At 67.7% G+C, this 20,301-nt stretch carries 19 protein-coding genes; 5 read left to right on the plus strand and 14 right to left on the minus strand.

Features of this window, described 5'->3' with window-relative positions; translation table 11 throughout:
* Positions 1-64: 64 nt before the first annotated feature.
* From U5771_RS25730 to phnS, 7 genes are read right to left on the minus strand one after another with little or no spacing between them, the layout of a single operon-like run.
* Positions 65-616 carry a phosphonate degradation HD-domain oxygenase gene (locus U5771_RS25730; RefSeq protein ID WP_322026577.1) on the minus strand — a complete coding sequence of 184 codons (552 nt, stop codon included), beginning with the start codon at positions 614-616 and terminating at the stop codon, positions 65-67.
* A gap of 4 nt (positions 617-620) precedes the next feature.
* Positions 621-2,075, minus strand: coding sequence for a phosphonoacetaldehyde dehydrogenase (gene phnY, locus U5771_RS25735; protein ID WP_322026578.1), 1,455 nt, complete (start codon positions 2,073-2,075; stop codon positions 621-623).
* Positions 2,072-3,382, minus strand: a complete 1,311-nt coding sequence (gene phnA, locus U5771_RS25740) for a phosphonoacetate hydrolase (RefSeq protein WP_322026579.1) — start codon at positions 3,380-3,382, stop codon at positions 2,072-2,074. The genes phnY and phnA overlap by 4 nt, the downstream gene beginning before the upstream one ends.
* Positions 3,379-4,239 (minus strand): 2-aminoethylphosphonate ABC transport system, membrane component PhnV, encoded by an 861-nt coding sequence (gene phnV / locus U5771_RS25745; protein WP_322026580.1) that lies wholly within the window; start codon positions 4,237-4,239, stop codon positions 3,379-3,381. The genes phnA and phnV overlap by 4 nt, the downstream gene beginning before the upstream one ends.
* Complete coding sequence (gene phnU / locus U5771_RS25750; protein WP_322026581.1) at positions 4,229-5,149, minus strand: 2-aminoethylphosphonate ABC transporter permease subunit; 921 nt, start codon at positions 5,147-5,149, stop codon at positions 4,229-4,231. Before phnU ends, phnV begins: the two co-directional genes overlap by 11 nt.
* Positions 5,127-6,230, minus strand: a complete 1,104-nt coding sequence (phnT, locus tag U5771_RS25755; RefSeq protein WP_322026582.1) for a 2-aminoethylphosphonate ABC transport system ATP-binding subunit PhnT — start codon at positions 6,228-6,230, stop codon at positions 5,127-5,129. The genes phnU and phnT overlap by 23 nt, the downstream gene beginning before the upstream one ends.
* A 34-nt stretch (positions 6,231-6,264) precedes the next feature.
* Positions 6,265-7,356 (minus strand): 2-aminoethylphosphonate ABC transporter substrate-binding protein, encoded by a 1,092-nt coding sequence (gene phnS / locus U5771_RS25760; protein ID WP_322026583.1) that lies wholly within the window; start codon positions 7,354-7,356, stop codon positions 6,265-6,267.
* A 255-nt stretch (positions 7,357-7,611) separates the two neighbouring features.
* On the opposite strand from phnS, the gene U5771_RS25765 reads away from it, so the two are divergent.
* Positions 7,612-8,721, plus strand: a complete 1,110-nt coding sequence (locus tag U5771_RS25765) for a 2-aminoethylphosphonate--pyruvate transaminase (RefSeq protein WP_322026584.1) — start codon at positions 7,612-7,614, stop codon at positions 8,719-8,721.
* 102 nt (positions 8,722-8,823) lie between these two features.
* Here the strand turns inward: U5771_RS25765 and U5771_RS25770 are convergent, their stop codons facing one another.
* Genes U5771_RS25770 through aroQ form a run of 3 tightly spaced genes read right to left on the minus strand, consistent with a single transcriptional unit; the run spans position 8,824 to position 11,516 of the window.
* On the minus strand, positions 8,824-10,167 hold the full coding sequence (locus U5771_RS25770; RefSeq protein ID WP_322026585.1) for an MFS transporter: 1,344 nt from the start codon (positions 10,165-10,167) through the stop codon (positions 8,824-8,826).
* A gap of 42 nt (positions 10,168-10,209) precedes the next feature.
* Positions 10,210-11,064 carry a shikimate dehydrogenase gene (locus U5771_RS25775; RefSeq protein WP_322026586.1) on the minus strand — a complete coding sequence of 285 codons (855 nt, stop codon included), beginning with the start codon at positions 11,062-11,064 and terminating at the stop codon, positions 10,210-10,212.
* Positions 11,061-11,516 carry a type II 3-dehydroquinate dehydratase gene (gene aroQ / locus U5771_RS25780; RefSeq protein WP_322026587.1) on the minus strand — a complete coding sequence of 152 codons (456 nt, stop codon included), beginning with the start codon at positions 11,514-11,516 and terminating at the stop codon, positions 11,061-11,063. The genes U5771_RS25775 and aroQ overlap by 4 nt, the downstream gene beginning before the upstream one ends.
* 258 nt (positions 11,517-11,774) lie before the next feature.
* Between aroQ and U5771_RS25785 the strand changes: the two genes are divergently transcribed.
* Positions 11,775-13,667 carry a bifunctional sugar phosphate isomerase/epimerase/4-hydroxyphenylpyruvate dioxygenase family protein gene (locus U5771_RS25785; protein ID WP_322026588.1) on the plus strand — a complete coding sequence of 631 codons (1,893 nt, stop codon included), beginning with the start codon at positions 11,775-11,777 and terminating at the stop codon, positions 13,665-13,667.
* Between the two features lie 286 nt (positions 13,668-13,953).
* Positions 13,954-14,217, plus strand: a complete 264-nt coding sequence (locus U5771_RS25790) for a hypothetical protein (RefSeq protein ID WP_059467159.1) — start codon at positions 13,954-13,956, stop codon at positions 14,215-14,217.
* Between the two features lie 61 nt (positions 14,218-14,278).
* Here U5771_RS25790 and U5771_RS25795 read toward each other — a convergent pair whose 3' ends face one another.
* Positions 14,279-15,073 (minus strand): AraC family transcriptional regulator, encoded by a 795-nt coding sequence (locus U5771_RS25795; protein ID WP_124611535.1) that lies wholly within the window; start codon positions 15,071-15,073, stop codon positions 14,279-14,281.
* A gap of 662 nt (positions 15,074-15,735) precedes the next feature.
* Between U5771_RS25795 and U5771_RS25800 the strand changes: the two genes are divergently transcribed.
* Positions 15,736-16,872 (plus strand): branched-chain amino acid ABC transporter substrate-binding protein, encoded by a 1,137-nt coding sequence (locus U5771_RS25800; protein WP_322026589.1) that lies wholly within the window; start codon positions 15,736-15,738, stop codon positions 16,870-16,872.
* Positions 16,873-17,192: 320 nt separating this feature from the next.
* Positions 17,193-18,503, plus strand: a complete 1,311-nt coding sequence (locus U5771_RS25805; RefSeq protein WP_322026590.1) for an MFS transporter — start codon at positions 17,193-17,195, stop codon at positions 18,501-18,503.
* Positions 18,504-18,628: 125 nt separating this feature from the next.
* Here the strand turns inward: U5771_RS25805 and U5771_RS25810 are convergent, their stop codons facing one another.
* From U5771_RS25810 to U5771_RS25820, 3 genes are all read right to left on the minus strand, one after another.
* Complete coding sequence (locus U5771_RS25810; protein ID WP_322026591.1) at positions 18,629-19,066, minus strand: DoxX family protein; 438 nt, start codon at positions 19,064-19,066, stop codon at positions 18,629-18,631.
* A 225-nt stretch (positions 19,067-19,291) separates the two neighbouring features.
* Positions 19,292-19,747 (minus strand): RbsD/FucU family protein, encoded by a 456-nt coding sequence (locus U5771_RS25815; protein WP_322026592.1) that lies wholly within the window; start codon positions 19,745-19,747, stop codon positions 19,292-19,294.
* 79 nt (positions 19,748-19,826) lie between these two features.
* Positions 19,827-20,219 (minus strand): nuclear transport factor 2 family protein, encoded by a 393-nt coding sequence (locus U5771_RS25820; RefSeq protein ID WP_322026593.1) that lies wholly within the window; start codon positions 20,217-20,219, stop codon positions 19,827-19,829.
* Positions 20,220-20,301 lie beyond the last annotated feature (82 nt).

A 20,301-nucleotide genomic window follows, 5' to 3' on the forward strand; every position in this document is an offset into this window, starting at 1 on the left:
CGTGAAAAATATAAGGCCCCGCACGCTGCCGCGTGCGGGGCCTTATATGGATGCGGCGGAACCGTCAGGCCGCGCGCACCTGGCGCGCGACGATCTCCATATAGTGATCGAGGTCCGGCGTCACCTTGCCTTCTTCCTTGGCCGTATCGTCCCAGCGGCGCAGACGCAGCGCGTCCTCCGCGAACGGGCGCCGCAGGAACGCCGCCGTCTCGTCTTCACTGAAGATGCCGCCCTGCAGCGCGAGGCTGCGCACCGAATCCGGCGACAGGCTCTCGAAGTAACCGGCGTCAGTCCGGCACAGGCAACGCTTCGCGTCGACGTGCAGCCGGATCGGCTCCAGCACCGCGTCGTCGAACAGCGGCCGCAGGAACGGCAGCACGTAATACTGATGCAGATCGTCGATCCCGCGCGCGCTCGGCGTCTCGCCCTGCCGATTCAGCAAATGCCCGAGGTCGTGCAGGAACGCCGCCGCGACCAGCGCGTCGGCGGCGCCCGCCTCCTCCGCCAGCAAGCCGCTCTGCAACGCATGCTCCAGCTGCGTGACCGGTTCGCCGCTATACGCGACATGGCCGTGCTCGCGATACAGCCCGTGAATCTCGTCTACCGTCAGTGCCATCCGCTCACTCCCAAGGCAGCGAAAACGTCTTCAGGTTCGTGAAGCTCTTCATCGCTTCCTGAACGCCTTCCTTATAGCCGAGCCCCGAATCCTTGATTCCGCCGAACGGCGACAGCTCGATCCGGTATCCGGGTACCTCCCAGACATTCACCGTCCCGACGTTCAGCTCGTTCACGAACCGCACGACGGCGGCCGTACTGTCCGTACAGATGCCCGACGACAGCCCGAATGCCGTGCCGTTGCTGATCCGGATCGCGTCGTCGATCGTGTCGAACGCGATGACGGGCGAGATGGGGCCGAAGGTCTCCTCGCGCACGATCGTCATCGACGGATCGACGTTGTCGAGCACGGTCGGCGAATAGAGCGCACCGCGCCGCACGTTGCCGGTCAGCAGGCGCGCGCCCTGCGCGACCGCTTCGCCGACCCGCGCCTCGAACAGCCGCGCCGCCGCGTCGTCGATCACCGTCCCCATCTCGTTCGCGGGATCGAACGGATCGCCGTACTTCCATGCGCGCGTCTTCTCGACGAGCAACTCGGTGAACGCCGGCGCGATCGAGCGCTGCACCAGGATCCGCTTGACGGCCGTGCAGCGCTGCCCCGAATTCCGGTACGAGCCGAGCACGGCCAGCGATGCCGCTCGCTCCAGATCGGCATCGTCGAGGACGATCAGCGGATCGTTGCCGCCCAGCTCCAGCACGATGCGCCGGTAGCCGGCCCGCGCGGCGATCGCCTTGCCGATCGACACACCGCCGGTAAAGGTAATCAGCGACGCATGCGGATGCGTGACGAGTTCGTCCGCGATTTCGCGCGGGTCGCCGGTCAGCACCTGCAGCATCGGCTCGGGCAAACCGGCCTCGTAGAGCAGATCCGCCAGATAGAACGCCGACAGCGGCACCTTCTCCGACGGCTTCACGATCACGCGGTTGTTGGTCGCGATCGCCGGCGCGATCTTGTGCGCGACCTGGTTCATCGGATGATTGAACGGCGTGATCGCGACGATCACGCCGTCGAGCGGCTGGCGCTGCGAGAACACGCGGCGCGCCTTGCCGTGGGGCGTCAGGTCGCACGAGAAGCTCTGCGCGTCGTCGCGCAGCGCCTCGACCGACGCGAACTTCAGCACGTCGGCGACGCGGCCGATCTCATAGCGGGAATCCTGCTTCGACAATCCCGATTCGAGCGTGATCAGGTCGGACGCCTCCTCGGCACGCTCGCGCAGCAGCGCGGCCGCGCGCTCGAGGATCTGCGAACGCTCGTAACGCGTGAGCGCGGGCCGGTACGCCATCGCGTAGTCGAACGCGGCGCGCACGTCGTCGACGCTCGCCAGCGGCGCCGTACCGACACGCGTGCCGGTGTACGGATCGGTGACGTCGAAAACACGATCGCGCGTCGCGCGCGTGCCGCACCAGCGCAGCGCCTCGGCGCGAAACGCGGGATGATCCTGTCGGGGATGAGCCATCATGTCGCGACCCGGTTCAGCACGAAATCGAAAACGTCGAAGTTGCGCGGACGACGCGCAGGATCGTCCCGCTCGATCCGACGGTTGAACAGCAACGGCACTTCCTGCTCGGACACGCCGCCGTGCGAACGCAGCGGCACGGTCAGGCCGGACAGGTCGTGTTCGCGCTCGCGCGTGCCGAGCGTCATGTCGCGCCGGCCGATCACGACGAGATCGCCGATCCGGTCGGCCGGCAGCTCGAAGCGGGCGGCCGCTTCCGCGTTGTCGAGCACGAGCTCGACGCCGTCGAGCCCGCCGACGCGCCACATCGCTTCGGTCCGGTCGACGCCGGGCGCCAGGTAGACGGTCGCGAACGAGCCGAGCGCGCCGTGGTGCACGACGTACGGATCGGTGATCGGCAGGATCACGCGCGCGGCATGCGCACCGAACCAGCCGTCGAACGCATCCTGCAGATAGATCACGTTCGGGCGGCCCGTTGCCGGATCGTGCTTCGCGTTCATCCCGTGGTCGGCCGTGAGCCCGATCGCCCAGCCGAGCGCGTCGAGCTGCGCGAGATAGCCGTCCATCATTGCGTAGAACGCGTTCGCGCCGGCACTGCCCGGCTCGCACTTGTGCTGCACGTAGTCGGTGGTCGACAGGTACATCAGGTCAACCTGGCGCGTCTGCGCGAGCCGCACGCCGGCCGCGAACACGAATTCGGACAGCGCCGCGCTGTACACGTCGGGCGACGGCAGGCCGACCCAGTCGAGCACGTCGACGATCCCGTTTTCCGCGAGATTCGCCTGCGCGGCCTTCTCGGCGGAAAAACAGACGCCGTTCATCTGCCAGCCGAGCAACCGGCGCAGCTTGTCCTTCGCCGTGACGACGGCGACCCGCGCGCCGGCGTCGGACGCCGCCGCGAGCAGCGTGCCGGCCCGCAGGTAGGCCGGATCGTTCATCATCACTTCGGCGCCGCGACCGCCGTCGGCGGCCGGATCCCAGAAGTAGTTGCCGCAGATCCCGTGGACCGACGGCGGCACCCCGCAGACGATCGACAGGTTGTTCGGGTTGGTGAAGGTCGGCACGACGCAGTCGGCGCGCCACGCGGTGCCTTCCGCGATCATCCGGCCGATGAACGGCGCGACGCCCGCTTCCACCGCACGCTCGAGATAGTCGTACTCGCAGCCGTCGACGCAGATGACGACGGTCGGTTCTACCGGCAGCCGGTAGAGTCGGCCGTTCACGTCGACCGAACGTCCCGCGAGATTCGTCGACCCCTTGCCCGCGGCCGTTTGCTCGCCGGGCTGCCGCAACGCGAACGCGGCGTTCATGATGCGGCCCGCTTGCCGCGCGGCACCCGCGCGGCGATCAGCAGCAGCGCCGCGAGCGACGCGCCGAGCATCAGCAGCGACAGCGCCGATGCGGGCAGGTAGTAACCGCGCTCCACCTGGCCGATCACGACGATCGGCACGGTCGCGAAACCCGGCGGGTAGACGGTCAGCGTCGCGCCGAGTTCGCCGAGCGACAACGCGAAGCCGAGCGCGAGGCTCGCGCGCAGCGCCGGCACGAGCTGCGGCAACAGCACGCGGCGCAGCACCATCGCGGGCGGCGCGCCGAGGCTCGCCGCGGCTTCGCGCAGCACGGTCAGCTCCGGGCGCAGCGCCGCGGCCGCGCAGCGATAGCAGAACGGCAGAATCAGCGCGAGCTGCACGAGCACGACGATCGCGGCGGAGCTCGACAGGTCGAGCGGCTTCTGGTGATACGCGATCAGCACCGCGAGCCCGAGCACGACGCTCGGCACGCCGTTCGGCACCATCACGAGCGCGTCGACCACCGCGCCGAGACCGCGCCGGTCGCGCCCTTCGAGCGCGAGGGCAAGCCACAGCCCGAGGATCGTGCCGATCGCCGATACACCGAAGCCGATTTCGAGGCTCGTCAGCAGCGCGTCGTATTCCGGCGACCCGAGCCGTTCGAACCAGCGCAGGCTGTAACCGGCCGGCAGGATCGTGCCCGACCACTGCGTCGACACGCTCGACAGCGCGACGACGATCACCGGCAGCACGAACAGCCAGAAGCAGGCGAACGCGGCCAGCGCGAGCGCCGCGCGCGACGCATGCTTGAGCAGCGTGTCGCTCCAGCCGATCCGGTGACGCGGCACGGCTTGCCCGATACGGAATTCAGCGGACATCGTTCCCTCCCGTCGCACGCCGGTTCACCCGGCGATAAACCGCATAAAGCGCCAGCGACAGCGCGAGCATCACGACCGCGCCGGCCGATGCGGTCGGCAGGTCGAGGTCGACGGTCGCGCTGCTGTAGATCGCGACCGGCAGCGTCACGAGCCGCGCGCTGCCGAGCACGAGCAGGATGCCGAACTCGTTCAGCGTCAGCAGGAAGCACAGCACGGTGCCGGCGGCGATGCCCGGCCACGCGATCGGCAGCACGACGCGGCGCGCGAGCATCCAGCCGGACGCGCCGAGGCTGCGCGCCGCTTCGATCAGGCGCAGGTCGAGCGTCGCGAACGACGCGAGCGTCGGCCGCACGACGAACGGCGTATAGAACACGGTCTGCGCGAGGATCACGCCGCCGATGCCGAACAGAAAGTCGAGCGGCGGGTTCTCGAGATGGAACAGGTGCTGCAGCGCGATGCTGATCGAGCCTTGCGAGCCGTACAGGAAGATCAGCGTGAACGCGACGAGGAACGACGGGAACGCGACGTACAGCTCCAGGAAGCGCGTGACGAGCGACGCGCCCGGGAACGGCTTGAAGAACAGCAGCGCGGCCAGCAGCACGCCGAGCACCGATGCGGTGCCGGCGCTCGCGAACAGCACGCCGAGCGTCGTCAGCAGCACGTTGCGCGTATCGGGGTTGCCGAAGAAGGTCCGGTACGCGGCGAAGCTCAGCCCGTGATCGCCGGACACGCTCAGCAGCACGAGCCGCACCAGCGGATAGACGACGAGCGGGCCCAGCACGACGATCGCAAGCGCGGCGAGGTGCAGGTCGCCCCTGCGCTTGCGGCGCCGCGCGGCGGCGGCATGCGCGGCGGCCGACGCGAGCACATGCGGCGGCAGGCCGGCTTCAGGGCTCGATAAGGACGACATCGTCTGCCTCGCAATGCAGGGAAACGCGCGCACCGCGCTCGGGAGCCGCGCCGCGGCCGCGTTGCATCGTGACGCGAACGGGTTCGTCGGGCGCCGCGTCGATCACGACCGCGATCGACAGGTCCGCGCCCTGCCATTCGACCGACGACACCGTGCCGTGCAGGCCGCCGGCCGCGAGCGGCATCACGGTCAGGCGCTCGGGGCGCACGCACGCGACCTTGCCGCGCACGTCGTGACGCGGGTCGCCGAGCGGAAAGATCACGTGCGGCGGCAGCAGGTTGGCCGGGCCGAGATAGCGCGCGACGTAGCCGTCCTGCGGCGCGTCGTACAGCTGTTGCGGCGTGCCGAGCTGCGCGATGTGGCCGTCGCGCATCAGCAGCGCGCGGTCGGACAGCACGAGCGCGTCGTCGCGGTCGTGCGTCACGCAGACGACGGTCAGGTTCGGCAGGCGCTCGTGCAGCGCCTTCAGTTCGCTGCGCACCGATGCGCGCAGGTTGGCGTCGAGCGCCGACAGCGGCTCGTCGAGCAGCAGCACGTCCGGCTCGATCACGAGCGCGCGGGCCAGCGCGACGCGCTGCTGCATCCCGCCCGACAGCTGCGCCGGCAGGTGATGGCCGGCATCGCCGAGCTGCACGAGCTTCAGCGCGTCGGCGACGCGGCGCGTCACTTCCGACGACGCCATGCCGCGTGCGCGCAGCCCGAATGCGACGTTCTCGAACACCGACAGGTGCGGGAACAGCGCGTAATTCTGGAACAGCAGACCGAGATTGCGCTTGTGCGGCGGCGCATAGGTCAGGTCGCGTCCGGCCACGGTCAGCGTGCCGGTCAGGCCGTCGGCCTTCACGAACCCGGCGATGAAGCGCAGCAGCGTGGTCTTGCCGCAGCCGCTCTTGCCGAGCACGGTCAGAAATTCACCGGCGCCGATCGACAGCGACAGATCCTCCAGCACCGTGCGTGCGCCGTAGCGCACGCTCAGGTGCTCGATCTGCACGCCGCCCGGCGCGCCGGACCGCAGCGTGGCGTGCGGTTCGGCGGCGCCGAATGCGCCGGGATGGGTCAGGGTGGTTTCCACCGGGTTCATCCTCTTGCTCACTAATACAGGCGGCGTGCGCCGATCACTTCGGCTTGACGACGTCGAGCTGCTTGCCCGAGCTGCCGATCACGTCCTTCTTCCAGCGCTCGATCCACACCGGCTTCTTCGCCATCACCTGGGCCCAGTCGACCGGGATCAGCTTCACGCCCGCGATCGCCTTCTTGACCGCTTCGCCGTTCTTGCCGGCCAGCGGCACGTCCGTGCGGCCCGGGATGCCGTACATGTCCGGCACCTTCGACTGCACGTCCGTCGACATCAGGTAGTCGATCAGCTTCTTGCCGGCGTCCTGGTTCGGGCCGCTCTTGATCAGGCCAATGCCGTACGGCAGCTGGAACGTGGTCGGCTGGTCGCCGTCCTTCGCGGCCAGGAAGATCGGCTTGACGGACAGCGCGCCGTGCTCGGCGTCGTCGAGGTCCATCTGCAGATCACCGTTCGCGACGCTGATCTCGTTACGCGACAGCAACACGTTCAGATAGCCCGTGCCCTTCGTGTGGAACTTCACGCTTTGCGACAGCTTCGCGAGGTAGTCGAACGCCTTGTCCTCGCCCATCAGCGACGTCGTCAGGATCAGCACGGCCATCCCGTCGCCGGCCGTGGCCGGGTTCGAGTACGCGACCTTGCCCGCGTAGGCCGGCGACAGCAGGTCGGCGAACGTCTTCGGCTGGTTCTTCACGACGTCCGGGTTGATCGCGAACGAGAAGTAGTTGTTCACGAACGTCGCCCACGTGCCGTCTTCCGCCTTCGCGATCGCCGGCACGTTCTTGTAGTTCACGCTCTGGTACGGCTGCAGCAGGCCCATCTGGCCCGCTTGCTGGATGAACGGCGGCAGCGTGACGATCACGTCCGCCTTCGGCGAATTCTTCTCGATGTTCGCGCGGTTGACGACCTCGCCGCTGCCCGCCGTCACGATGTTGACCTTCACGCCTTCCTTCTTCTCGAACGCCGGCAGCACATCGCGATAGAGGTTCTCGAGACCGTCCGCCGTATACAGCACGACCGCGTTCGCCGCATGCGCGGGCATCGCCACGCCTTGCAGCAAACCGGCGGCGCAGGCGGCCAGCGCGAGCTTGCGGAACACGCCGGCAGCGGCGCGCGAGGAATTCTGCAGTGTCATCTCACTTCTCCGTAGGCGGAACACCAAACGGCCGGGGCACGATCCGGCTCCTTTCAGTCGGACAGACCGACAACCGGCCTGCCTCGCTGCCGCGCTGCAGGTGGTTTCGCGCGGCAATCGAAGGATCACAGCGTTCGATGACAACGCCGTGACGAGTGCCACAATTTCCAAAAAATGACACATTTTGCCAATATCATGCAAGTCATTCAGAAATGCCGCCCCGGCGTTTCGTCCGATCTTTGCTGGAGAAAAAACATGTCCGACCCGATTCTTCTCACGCCCGGCCCGCTCACCACGTCCGCCACAACACGCCACGCAATGCAACACGACTGGGGCTCGTGGGACGCCGCTTTCAATCAATTGACGGCCAGTGTCTGCGCGGATCTCGTCGCGATCGCGCGCGGCGGCGACGAATACGTGTGCGTGCCGATGCAAGGCAGCGGCACGTTTTCGGTCGAGGCCGCGCTCGGCACGCTGGTGCCGCGCGACGGCGTCGTGCTGGTGCCGGACAACGGCGCGTATTGCGCACGCATCCTCAAGATCCTGGGCCGGCTGGGCATCGACGCGATCGCGCTGCCGTTCGGCGAGGACGCAGCGGTCGACCCGGCGGCGGTCGAAGCCGCGTTCGCGCGCGAGCCGCGCATCACGCATGTCGCGCTGGTGCACCTGGAAACGAGCGCCGGGATCCTGAATCCGCTCGACGCGATCTCGGCCGTGTGCCGGCGACACGGCAAGCGGCTGATCGTCGACGCGATGAGTTCGTTCGGCGCGCTGCCGATTACGCTGGCGGACAGCGGGATCGACGCGCTGATCTCGGCGAGCGGCAAATGCCTGGAAGGCGTGCCGGGGATGGGGTTCGCGATCGTGCGGCGCGCTGCGCTCGATGCGTGCGAAGGCAACTCGCCGTCGCTCGCGCTCGATCTCCACGATCAGTACGCGTACCTGCGCAAGACGGGCCAGTGGCGCTTCACGCCGCCGACCCACGTGATCGCCGCGCTGCGCGCCGCGCTCGACCAGTACCTGGCCGAAGGCGGACAGCCCGCGCGCGGTGCGCGCTATGCGGAGAACTGCCGGACGCTGGTCGAATCGATGCGCGCGCTCGGCTTCGCGCCGTTCCTCGACGCCAGCGTGCAGGCGCCCGTGATCGTCACGTTCCATGCCCCCGACCACCCGGCCTACGATTTCCGCCGCTTCTACGACGCGGTGCGCGACGCGGGCTTCATCCTGTATCCCGGCAAGCTGACGCAACTCGAGACGTTTCGCGTCGGCTGCATCGGCGCGATCGACGCCGGCGACATCCGGCGCGCGGTCGCGGCGATCGCACAGGCGGTCGAATCGCTCGGGATCGCCGTGCAGCGCGCGTGAGCGCCGGCACATGACCTGCCCCGCAATCGGGGGCAGAAACAAAAACGCCCGGCGACCCACAGGCCGCCGGGCGAACGCACCGAGTGTGCGTGGAGCCGGTACTTACAGTTCGATCCGCTTGATGTCGCCGACGACGAAGATGTACGACAGCGCACCGATCAGCGCGATCACGCCGATGAACACGAGCGCCCCGACGAACGACCCGGTCGATGCGACGATGAAGCCGACGACCAGCGGCGTGACGATCCCCGCGAGGTTCGCCGCGAAGTTGAAGATGCCGCCCGTCACGCCGAGCAGGCCGTCCGGCGCGATGTCGGACACGAGCGTCCAGCCGAGCGCCGCCATCCCCTGCGCGAAGAACGCCACCGACATGATCGCGATCACGGCTTCGTTGCTCTGCACGTAGTTCGCGAGAATGATCGTCGACGCGAGCAGCAGGCCCGCGATGATCGGCAGCTTGCGTGCGAGGTTCGCGGACTTGCCGCGGCGCAGCAGCCAGTCGGAGAAGATCCCGCCGAACATCACGCCGACCGACGCGGCGATGAACGGCATGATCGCGAAGAAGCCGATCTTCAGCCAGCCCATGTGGCGCTCGGTCGCGAGATAGGTCGGGAACCAGGTCAGGAAGAACACGAGCGTCGAGTTGCCGGCGAACTGGCCGAGGCAGATACCCGCGAGCTGGCGCTTCTTCAGCAGTTGGCCGGCCATCGACCAGCTGAACTTCTTCTGCTCGCCCTTGCCGGCTTTGTCGCCGTCCTTGCGCGCGCCGTGCACGAGACCGCCGCCCGCCTCGATATAGGCAAGCTCTTCGGAGTTGGCGGCCGGATGGTTGCGCGGCTCGTGATAGAACTTCCACCACACGAAACCGAACACGATGCCGACCGCGCCGACCACCCAGAACAGCGAACGCCAGCCGAACGCGCCCATCAGCGCGAACAGCACGGGGCTGAAGAACGCGAGGCCGATGTACTCGCCGACGGTGTACGTGCCGGTCGCCATCGCCCGTTCGTTCTGCGGGAACCACGTCGCGACGACGCGGCTGTTGGTCGGGAAGCATGGCGCTTCCGTCACACCCAGACCGAGCCGGCAGGCGAACAGCGTCGCGACGCCCGGCACGAAACCCTGCAGCAACGTGCACAGCGACCACAGCGTCATCGACCAGTAATAGGTGATCTTGCTGCCGAAGCGGTCGAGGAACAGGCCGCCGGGCACCTGCATCGCGACGTACGTCCACGAGAACGCGGAGAACATGATGCCCATCACCGCCGCGTTGATGCCGAGCTCCTTGGTGAGCTGCGGCGCAGCCACCCCCAGCACGGTACGGTCGAGATAGTTGATCATCGTGCCGATCGCGAGCAGCGCAAGGATCTTGTAGCGCGCCGAGGTCCGCCGGACCGTGCCGGCCGCCTGCGCGGGCGCGGCGTTCGTGTGGGTGGTGTGCTGCATGGTCGTCTCCTGGTCTCTCTTTTCAGCTAGTCGGTAGAAGGGTCAGCGCGCGACGAGCGACTGAAAGTGTTCGAACATCCGCTCGTCGTCCGGCGTACGTCCGGTGAAGATCTCGAACGCATCGACGGCCTGGTACACGGCCATCCCGCCGCCCGGCAGCGTCGCGCAGCCGGCCGCGCGCGCCGCGCGGATCAGTTCGGTTTCAAGCGGGAAATACACGATGTCGGCGACCCACATCCCCGCATGGAGCAGCTCGGCCGGCAGCGGCAGGCCCGGGTGCTTGGCCATGCCGGTCGGCGTGGCGTGGATCAGGCCCGTCGCGGCATGCATCGCGGCGGCGAGATCGCCGCCCGGCGTGACCCGCGCGGCCGGGAAGCGCTGCTGCAGTTCGCCCGCGAGCGCGGCGGCCCGCGTGCCGTCGACGTCGAAAATCGTCAGTTCGGCGGCGCCCATCTGCAGCGCCGCATGCGCGACGGCCGCGCCCGCGCCGCCCGCGCCGAGCTGCACGACACGCTCGAGCGACGCGTCGGGCAGCCCGCGGCGGAACGACTTCGCGAAACCCGACCAGTCGGTGTTGTGGCCGATCCGCTTGCCGTCCTTGAACAGCACGGTGTTCACCGCGCCGAGCGCGCGCGCGTCGTCCGACAGCGCGTCGAGGTGCTCGATCACGCGCTGCTTGCACGGATGCGTGATGTTGAGCCCGTTGTAGCCCATCCGCTGCGCGGCATCGAGCAGTTCCGGCAGCGCGTCGGCGGTCACGCCGAGCACGTCGAGATCGATGCGCCGGTACACGTAGCCGAATCCCTGGCGGAAACCTTCTTCCTCATGCATCGCGGGCGACAGCGAACCGCCGATGCCCTGGCCGATCAGGCCGATCAGAAAAGACGGGCGGCTCATCGTGCGGCTCCTTGCGCGAAAAGGGTCGACAGGCGCTGCAGCGCGAAGACGTAGCCTTCGGTGCCGCAGCCGCAGATCACGGCTTCGGCCACCGCCGACACGTACGAGTGGTGACGGAATGCCTCGCGGCGATGCACGTTGGAGATATGCACTTCGATCACGGGTTTAGCGATCGCGGACAGCGCGTCGGCCAGCGCGACCGACGTGTGGGTATAGGCGGCCGGGTTGATCACGATGCCGTGCGTGTCGTGACGCGCGGCATGCAGCCAGTCGATCAGCTCGTGCTCGGCGTTCGACTGGCGGAAGTCGATCTCCAGCCCGAGCCCGTCGGCCGCCGTGCGGCAACGCTGCTCGACGTCGGCGAGGGTTTCCGCGCCGTAGATATGGGGCTCGCGGGTCCCCAGCAGATTCAGGTTCGGGCCGTTCAGCACCAGCACCTTGTGCTTGCTCATGATGATTTCTGCTCCTAAAACAGGGGCGAATCGCTAACCGACTTCGCCCCCTGACGTCAAGATTTGGCGCTAGTGTGCGCTTGCGCAAGCGCAATGTCTTTTCGGGTTTTCGCTAATTTGTACCACCTAGTTAGTTTGTATAATTCCACTCACTCCCCTAGTAAATTCGGGATATGGCGTTCGCCGAGGATTCAACGACTGGTTCATTCCGGCCCGATTCGGCCGACGCCACACCCCGCTCATCCGCAGGATTCGCCCATGCAGCGCTCGATCGCCACCGTGTCACTGTCCGGCACGCTCGCCGAGAAGCTCGCCGCCATCCAGGCCGCCGGCTTCGACGGTGTCGAAATCTTCGAGAACGACCTCGTCTACTTCGACGGATCGCCCGCCGACGTGCGGCGCATGGCCGCCGATCTCGGCCTCGACATCGTGCTGTTCCAGCCGTTTCGCGACTTCGAGGGCGTGAGCCCGGCCCAGCTCGCCCGCAATCTCGACCGCATCCGCCGCAAGTTCGACGTGATGCACGCGCTCGGGACCGACCGCATCCTGGTGTGCAGCAACGTGTCGCCCGACACGATCGCGGACGACGCGCTGCTGGTCGACCAGCTTGGCGCGCTCGCCGAAGCCGCGCGTCAGGCCGGCGTGGTCGCCGCGTACGAGGCGCTCGCGTGGGGCCGCGTCGTGAACCGGTACAGCCATGCGTGGCAGCTCGTGAACGCGGTGAACAGCCCGCACCTCGGCCTCGCGCTCGACAGCTTCCATACGCTGTCGCTCGACGATTCGCCGGACGCGATCGCGAACATCCCGGGCGACCGGATCGCATTCGTGCAGATCGCCGATGCGCCGAAGCTCGCGATGGACGTACTCGAATGGAGCCGCCACTACCGCTCGTTCCCCGGCCAGGGCGACTTCGACCTCGCGCGCTTCACGGCCCGCGTGATCGAGTCCGGTTATACGGGGCCGCTGTCGCTCGAGATCTTCAACGACGGCTTCCGCGCCGCGCCGACCGCGATCACGGCCGCCGACGGCCACCGCTCGCTGCTCTATCTGGAAGAACTGACGCGCGCGCGGCTCGCGCAGGACGGCCGTGCGCCGGCCGCCGGCCAGCCGCTGTTCGCGCCGCCGGCGCCGCCCGCGCACGTCGGGTTCCAGTTCATCGAATTCGCGGTCGACGCGCAGGCGGCAGCCACCGTCGGCGAATGGCTCGGCCGGATGCGGTTCCGGCTCGCGGGCCGCCATCGGTCGAAGGACGTGACGCTGTTCCAGCACGGCGCCGCGTCGATCGTGCTGAACGCCGAGCGCGATTCGTTCGCCGACGCGTTCTTCCAGCGGCACGGGTTGTCGCTGTGTGCGTCGGCGTTCCGCGTCGACGACGCGCAAGTGGCATTCGATCGCGCGGCCGGCTTCGGCTACGCGCCGTTCTCCGGGCGCGTCGGCCCGAACGAGCGCGTGCTGCCGAGCGTGCAGGCGCCGGACGGCAGCCTCGAATACTTCGTCGACGAGACGCCGAACGCGCCGACGCTGTATGAATCGGATTTCGTGCTGACCGACATCGACGGCCCGAGCGAGGTCGGCCCGCTGACGGGTATCGATCACGTCTGCCTCGCGCTGCCGGCCGACGCGCTCGATACATGGATCCTGTTCTTCAAGACCGCCTTCGGCTTCGAGGCCGAGCGCAGCTGGCTCGTGCCCGATCCGTACGGCCTGATGCGCAGCCGCGCGGTGCGCAGCGCGGACGGCTCGGTGCGGATCGCGTTGAATGCGTCGGTCGACCGCCATACGGCCGTCGCCGAATCGCTCGACCGCTATCACGGCACGGGGCTGAACCACGTCGCGTTCCGGACCGACGACATCGTGAAGACGGTCGCCGCATTCGCGGCCGACGGCGTGCCGTTCCTGCGGATCCCGCCGAACTACTACGACGACCTCGCCGCGCGCTACGCTCTGCCTGACGAACTGATCGACACGCTGAGCGCCCACCACCTGCTGTACGACCGCGACGAACACGGCGGCGAATTCCTGCATGCGTATACAGAGCTGGTCGACAACCGCTTCTCGCTCGAAATCGTCGAGCGGCGCGGCGGCTACGACGGCTACGGTGCGGCCAACGCGGCCGTGCGGCTCGCCGCGCAGGCCCAGCGCAGAAAATAAGGAAGCAACGGAATTCCGTTTCGGGGTCGAATCGGATGAGAAAGCCGTGCCGCCCTCGCGACGGGTGCCGCACGAACGCACCAGCGTGGTGAATATCGCCGCGGCGCCCCGCCCGGCAAGGCTGACCGCCGGTGGCCGGAAACGGCCGCCCGGCGGGGGTTACATCCGGTAACGCACACCGCACTGCAGCATCCGCGCGGCCCCCGCGGTTTTAAGAATCGCTTAAGTCTTCGACGGCACCATCCGCAACCAGTACCCCATGGATATCCCGAAAAGGAGGACAGCGATGAGCGCCGTAGATGCACCCGCGGGCCGCCCGGCCGCCCCCCCTGTAAAGAAGACGATGCTGCGCCGCTTGCTCAGCCATCATGAAATCGCAACGCTGCTCGTGCTGCTGCACGCACCGATCGGCGCGAATGCCAAACCCGAATTGCCCGCACTGCAGGAAGCCGGCCTCGTCGAGATGGTCAAGCTCGACGCCGACACGGCACCGAGCTTCCGGCTGACCGAAGACGGCACGGCCGTCCTGAAAGGGCTCGGCTACCGCTGAGCCGCCGCTTTCCCGTTCCCGCCCGATCCTTCCGATCCGCCGGCCCGGCCGGCGCGTCACGTCACCCTGCCCGATCCTGCAGCATCAGCCGGTATTCCGTCGGCGTCACGCCGACCGTCGCCTTGAACTGGCGCGTGAACGCGCTGTGATCCGTATAACCGCATAGCGCCGCGACGTCCGTCACCTTGTCATGCGTGACGAGCAGCGCCGTGGCCGCGTCGAGCCGCGTCTTCAGCAGCACCTGGCGCGGCGTCAGGTGAAACACCTTGTGGAAGTAGCGTTCGAGTTGCGCGACCGACATCCCGGCCATCTGAGCGAGCTGCTTCAGGTTCAGCGGCTGCACGTAGTGATCCTGGATGTGCTGCACCACGTCGGCGAGCTTGCTGTAGGCCGGATGCGAACCCTCGTGCGCCTTCAGGTCGCGCGAGATGCCCGCGAGACCTACCACCTTGCCGGCCGCGTCGCGCAGCGGCTCCTTGCAGGTCAGGCACCAGCCCGGCTGGCGACCCGGATACAGATGCAGCTCGAGCTGGTCCATCAGTTGCTGGCCGGCGGTGATCGTCGCCATGTCCTGCTCGAAATAGGTCCGGCCGAAGCGGCGCGGAAACACTTCGTCGGTCGTCTTGCCGAGCAGGTCGCGCTTGTCCTTGTAGCCGCAGCGCATCGCCAGCGTGCGGTTGACGAGCGCGTAGCGGCCGTTCGCGTCCTTCACGAAGAACGCGACGTCCGGCAGCGCATCGAACACCGGCTCGAGCAGGCGGAAGTGCGCGAGCATCGCGCCGAGATCGGCGTTGTCGGGCTGGTAGCGCAACGTATCGGACAGGCTCATGGGCGGTGCGGCAAGGAAGGTCGTCATCCCGGCATCTGCGAAGGGGGTGGCTGATGGCGTCGATTATAGGAGTGCCGTCTCGAACGCGTCGCGGCAATCGCGGGCCGGCGCTCGGGCGGCTCGCCGAACGGTGGCCCGCGCAACGCGCCGCCGGTCGGCGCTGATCGTGCGATCGCATACGTCGGCAAGCACGTCATGCGCTGTGCAGTTGTGCGCGCAACCACTGCACCGCACGAATGTCCGGCAAACACGATTTCGCATCGGCCCGTTGCCTGGCGCCGCGCCTCGGTCGGCGGTGCCGACCTGATCGGCTCACCCCGCCGGCGCCGAGACAACGCGCGCCCGAACCCGCCATCCTAAAAATGCCGGCGTGCCGCGTCTTGGCGCGTTTGCGCATTCCAAATGACGATTTCGGCATATATCAGGGTTATCGACGATATGCCGAAATCGTCGCCGGCCACGCACCGAACGCGCAAGACGCGCGCATTTTCGCTACCTAGACTTCGATCAACGGTTACGAGACGACATCCCGCCGCCGCCGCGCACGCCGATTCCGGCACAACCCTCGCAGCGCACGGCACGCCCGCACGGCTTTCGGAAAGACCGGCAAACCGATACGTCTCGCCCGGCTTACCGCACCGGCCCGCTGGCCGGCGGCGACCCAACCATGCCATCAAGGGGAAGTGAAAGTGAAGCTGAAGGTATCGCACGTCGCGCTGGCTGCTGCCTGCGCACTGTCGGGCGCACACGCCATCGCCGCCGACGTCGTCAAGATCGGTTTCGCCGCACCGCTGACGGGGCCGCAGTCGAACTACGGCTCGGACATGCAGAAGGGCGTGCAGCTCGCGATCGCCGATTTCAACGCGACGCATCCGACGATCGGCGGCAAGCCGGTCACGTTCCAGCTCGACTCGCAGGACGACCAGGCCGACCCGCGCACCGGCACGACGGTCGCACAGCGTCTGATCGACGACAACGTCCGCGGGGTCATCGGCCACTTCAACTCGGGCACGAGCATTCCGGCGTCCGACCTGTACGATCGCGCGGGGCTGCCGCAGATTTCGATGGCGACGTCACCGCAGTACACGGCGCGCGGCTACAAGACGACCTACCGGCTGCTGACGAGCGACGCGCAGGCCGGCCGCATCGTCGGCACGTATGCGGTGAAGACGCTGCACTTCAAGCGCATCGCGATCATCGACGACCGCACGGCCTACGGCCAGGGCATCGCCGACGAATTCGCGAAGTCCGTGCAGGCCGCGGGCGGCACGATCGTCAAGCGCGACTTCACGAACGACAAGGCGCTCGACTTCTCCGCGATCCTGACCAACCTGAAGGGCATCAACCCCGACGCGATCTTCTACGGCGGCGGCGATGCGCAGTCGTCGCCGATGATCCGCAAGATGCGCCAGCTCGGGATGAAGTCGGCCTTCGTGACCGGCGAGATGTCGCGCTCGCCGACGTTCCTGAAGGTCGGCGGCGACGCGGCCGAAGGGGCGATCGTCTACATGGGCGGGCTGCCGAAGGAAAAGATGCCGGGCTTCGCCGGCTACGCATCGCGCTACAAGGCACGCTTCAATGAAGACGTGATCACCTACTCGCCCTACTCGTACGACGGCACGATCGCGCTGCTCACCGCGATGAAGGACGCGAACTCGACCGACCCGAAGGTCTACACGCCGTATCTCGGCAAGGTGTCGATCAAGGGCGTGTCGGCCCCGAGCATCGCGTACGACCCGAAGGGCGACCTGAAGGATGCGCCGGTGACGATCTACAAGGTCGAGCACGGCGCGTTCAAGCCGGTCGACACGATCGCCGGCAACTGATCGCACCGACCCTGTCCCGCGCGGCGCGGCAAGCGGTTCACCCGCCTGCCGCGCCGCGTGCGTTTCGGCGCCGTGAAGTCCGAAGCCTTCCTCGGCGCGGCCCCGCGCGCGCGCATTTCGCGCTCCTGTAGAATCCTCCCACCCGCTTTGACGCTTCGTCCGCGTCGCGCCCCATCCCGGTGCGACGGTGCGTGTCACGTGCCCTATCCGGCGCCCGGCACACGCTCGACGACGCAAGCCGCGCCTTGCCAGTCCATGCCGATAGCGGGCTCTGGAGACGCAGCACCGACAACAACATTCGAAAACCGATCGTCCTGACCATGCAAGCTTCCGAATTGAGCGGCGCGCCTCGCGCCGCCGAACGCGCGCTCACGCGCAGCGACTACAAGACCCTTGGCCTTGCCGCACTCGGCGGCGCCCTCGAGTTCTACGACTTCATCATCTTCGTGTTCTTCGCGCCCGCGATCGGGCAGCTGTTCTTCCCGCACGACATTCCCGACTGGCTGCGTCAACTGCAGACCTTCGGCATCTTCGCGGCCGGCTATCTCGCGCGCCCGCTCGGCGGCGTGATCATGGCGCACTTCGGTGACCTGTTCGGCCGCAAGCGGATGTTCACGCTGAGCGTGCTGATGATGTCGGTGCCGACGCTGCTGATGGGCCTGCTGCCGACCTACGACTCGATCGGCATCCTCGCGCCGGTGTTGCTGCTGCTGTTCCGCGTGCTGCAGGGCGCGGCGGTCGGCGGCGAAGTGCCGGGCGCATGGGTGTTCGTGTCGGAGCACGTGCCGTCGCGCCACATCGGCTATGCGTGCGGCACGCTGACCGCGGGCCTGACGGCCGGCATCCTGCTCGGCTCGCTGGTCGCCGCCGGCATCAACAGCCGTTACTCGGGCGCCGAAGTCACCGCGTTCGCATGGCGCATTCCGTTCCTGCTCGGCGGCGTGTTCGGCCTGTTCTCCGTGTACCTGCGCCGCTGGCTGCACGAGACGCCGGTGTTCGCCGAGATGAAGGCGAAGAAGGCGCTCGCGGCCGAGATTCCGCTGAAGGCCGTGCTGCGCGACCACGGCCGCGCGGTGATCGTGTCGATGCTGCTCACGTGGATGCTGTCGGCGGCCATCGTCGTCGTGATCCTGATGACGCCCGCGCTGCTGCAGAAGCAGTTTCACCTGACGCCCGCGACGACGCTGTTCGCGAACAGCGTCGCGACGCTGTGCCTGACGGCCGGCTGCATCACCGCCGGTTCGCTCGCGGGCTGGATCGGCGCGAAACGCGTGCTCGGCATCGGCGGGATCGTGCTGGCCGCGTGCTACTACCTGCTGTTCGCCCAGGTCGCGGCCGACGCGTCGACGCTGCCGCTGTACTACGGGATCGCCGGCTTCATGGTCGGCACGATCGGCGCGGTGCCGTTCGTGATGGTCAGGAGCTTCCCGGCGGTCGTGCGCTTCTCGGGCATCTCGTTCTCGTACAACGTCGCGTATGCGATCTTCGGCGGCCTCACGCCGGTGATCGTGTCGCTGATGATGAAGTCGAATCCGCTCGCGCCGGTCGTATACGTCGCGGCGATCTGCGTGCTCGGCGCGATCGCCGTGCAGTTCTCGAAGGATGCGAAGGACCTGAAGGACGCACGCTGAACGTCGGCGCGCACGCGCCGGCCGGATGAACAAAGGGCCGAATCCCGCGACGTGCGGGATTCGGCCCTTTTGTCTGGCCAGCTCGAGTGCGACGGCGTGCGTTGCGTCGCTCGGTTCGATTCAGTTCAGCGCAGCGCGCCGTACGACGAACTCGGCCGGCGCAGCGCGTCGATGCTCGCGCCGCCGGCGCCGGTCACGAACAGCAGCAGGAAACCGCCGGCGATCGCGACGTTCTTCCAGAAGTGGATCACCATGTCGTGCTGGACCGCGGCGTCCGTCGCGTCCCAGAAATTGTGCCCGACCATCGCGGTGGCGATCGTATAGAACGCCATCAGCAACGCGAGCGGCCGCACCTTGTAGCCGACGATCAGCAGCAGGCCGCCGAGCGCCTCGATCGTGACGACGACCGGCCCCATCACCTGCGGATAGGGCACGTTCAGCCCATGCAGATAGCCGATGAAATCGCTGTAGCCGAGCAGCTTCATCACGCCGCCCCACAAGAACAACGCCGCCAGCGCCAGGCGTGCGAAAAAAATGACGCCGGAATCGACGGAACGCGTCATGCCTCTCTCCTCGTATGCAATTCGGCCGTCCGCACGGGGCGTGCCCGTGCGGTTCGGGACCGCGCGGCCCTGCTGGGCCCGCGGCAAATGGGCCAGCATAGAGGGTCTTTCCGCGGTGTCCAAGAAAAAGGTTGTAGCAAATCTTTACACTGCGGCGGCGGCGCCGGCGTGACGGCGCCATGAAAAACGGCGCTCGGCCGTTGCCGCGAATAACGGGAACAGGCCCTAACCGGCGTCGCTCAACAGCACGCCTTTCTTGAACAGGAAACAGCCGTAGCCGCGCAGCTCGCCGGTGACGATCACCGCATACGCCTGCTGCGCGCGCTCGTAGAACGCGAAACGGTCGATGCCCGCGAGCGGCACCGCGCGCCCTTCCGCGCGATCGATCTCGGCCTGCACTTCGCGCTGCACGGGCGGCACCGCGGCCGGCTCGCCGACCACTTCCATCCGCCACGCGGGCGTGTCGACGAAGGTGTCGAGCGGCAGCACGGACAGCACCGCGCGCGCGACGCGCGCCGAGTCGGCACCGTCGATGCGCAGCGCGCGGCCGACCACCGTGTGCTCGGCGACGGATTCCGCCGGGAAATTCGCGTCGCAGATCGCCACTTCATCTCCGTGGCCCATCGCGCGCAGCGCGTGCAGGATGTCGGCGTGCAGCAGCGGATCGAGATTCTTCAGCATGGGGGAAAGTCTCCGGGATCAGGAACGAATCGCATAACGTTACCCGATCCCGGACGCCGCCGGGCATGCGCGGCTCGCGTCACGCCGCCGCGGCCGGCATTTCGTCGATGAAACCCGTGACCGACTTCAGCCGGCCCGACGCATCGACGGTGCCGAAATCCGAACCCTTCACGATCGCCGCGCCGTCGGGCGACACGAGCGCCCACGAAAAGCGCAGGTGCTGGCCGAACCCGTCGACCTCGGTCGTGCGGCGAAAGCGATACGCGGGGAAGCGTTCCTGCACCGCGGCGATCATCGTGTCGATGCCCGCGTGGCCGTCGCCGGCCATCAGCGGATCGCGATAGGCCGCGTCGCTCGCGTAGGTCGCATCGATCAGCGCGCGCCGGCGAGCGACGTCGGACTCGTTCCAGGCATCGAAATAGCGGTCGATCAGGTCGGCGTGAGCGGACTGGGCGGTTTGGGCGGTGTTCATGCGAGGCTCCGGTGGATGATGGGAGGACAGCGCCGCGAACGTTTCGGGTTCGCGTGCCGCTATCGTCGCCGGCCTCGCACGG

It is taken from the genome of Burkholderia sp. BCC1977 (assembly GCF_905339595.1).
Lineage (GTDB): Bacteria > Pseudomonadota > Gammaproteobacteria > Burkholderiales > Burkholderiaceae > Burkholderia.

Bases quoted from the DNA above. Each gene is read 5' to 3' on its own strand.
- U5771_RS25730 (WP_322026577.1), bottom strand. From the start codon at position 616: ATGGCACTGACGGTAGACGAGATTCACGGGCTGTATCGCGAGCACGGC.
- phnY (WP_322026578.1), bottom strand. From the start codon at position 2,075: ATGATGGCTCATCCCCGACAGGATCATCCCGCGTTTCGCGCCGAGGCG.
- phnA (WP_322026579.1), bottom strand. From the start codon at position 3,382: ATGAACGCCGCGTTCGCGTTGCGGCAGCCCGGCGAGCAAACGGCCGCG.
- phnV (WP_322026580.1), bottom strand. From the start codon at position 4,239: ATGTCCGCTGAATTCCGTATCGGGCAAGCCGTGCCGCGTCACCGGATC.
- phnU (WP_322026581.1), bottom strand. From the start codon at position 5,149: ATGTCGTCCTTATCGAGCCCTGAAGCCGGCCTGCCGCCGCATGTGCTC.
- phnT (WP_322026582.1), bottom strand. From the start codon at position 6,230: ATGAACCCGGTGGAAACCACCCTGACCCATCCCGGCGCATTCGGCGCC.
- phnS (WP_322026583.1), bottom strand. From the start codon at position 7,356: ATGACACTGCAGAATTCCTCGCGCGCCGCTGCCGGCGTGTTCCGCAAG.
- U5771_RS25765 (WP_322026584.1), top strand. From the start codon at position 7,612: ATGTCCGACCCGATTCTTCTCACGCCCGGCCCGCTCACCACGTCCGCC.
- U5771_RS25770 (WP_322026585.1), bottom strand. From the start codon at position 10,167: ATGCAGCACACCACCCACACGAACGCCGCGCCCGCGCAGGCGGCCGGC.
- U5771_RS25775 (WP_322026586.1), bottom strand. From the start codon at position 11,064: ATGAGCCGCCCGTCTTTTCTGATCGGCCTGATCGGCCAGGGCATCGGC.
- aroQ (WP_322026587.1), bottom strand. From the start codon at position 11,516: ATGAGCAAGCACAAGGTGCTGGTGCTGAACGGCCCGAACCTGAATCTG.
- U5771_RS25785 (WP_322026588.1), top strand. From the start codon at position 11,775: ATGCAGCGCTCGATCGCCACCGTGTCACTGTCCGGCACGCTCGCCGAG.
- U5771_RS25790 (WP_059467159.1), top strand. From the start codon at position 13,954: ATGAGCGCCGTAGATGCACCCGCGGGCCGCCCGGCCGCCCCCCCTGTA.
- U5771_RS25795 (WP_124611535.1), bottom strand. From the start codon at position 15,073: ATGACGACCTTCCTTGCCGCACCGCCCATGAGCCTGTCCGATACGTTG.
- U5771_RS25805 (WP_322026590.1), top strand. From the start codon at position 17,193: ATGCAAGCTTCCGAATTGAGCGGCGCGCCTCGCGCCGCCGAACGCGCG.
- U5771_RS25810 (WP_322026591.1), bottom strand. From the start codon at position 19,066: ATGACGCGTTCCGTCGATTCCGGCGTCATTTTTTTCGCACGCCTGGCG.
- U5771_RS25815 (WP_322026592.1), bottom strand. From the start codon at position 19,747: ATGCTGAAGAATCTCGATCCGCTGCTGCACGCCGACATCCTGCACGCG.
- U5771_RS25820 (WP_322026593.1), bottom strand. From the start codon at position 20,219: ATGAACACCGCCCAAACCGCCCAGTCCGCTCACGCCGACCTGATCGAC.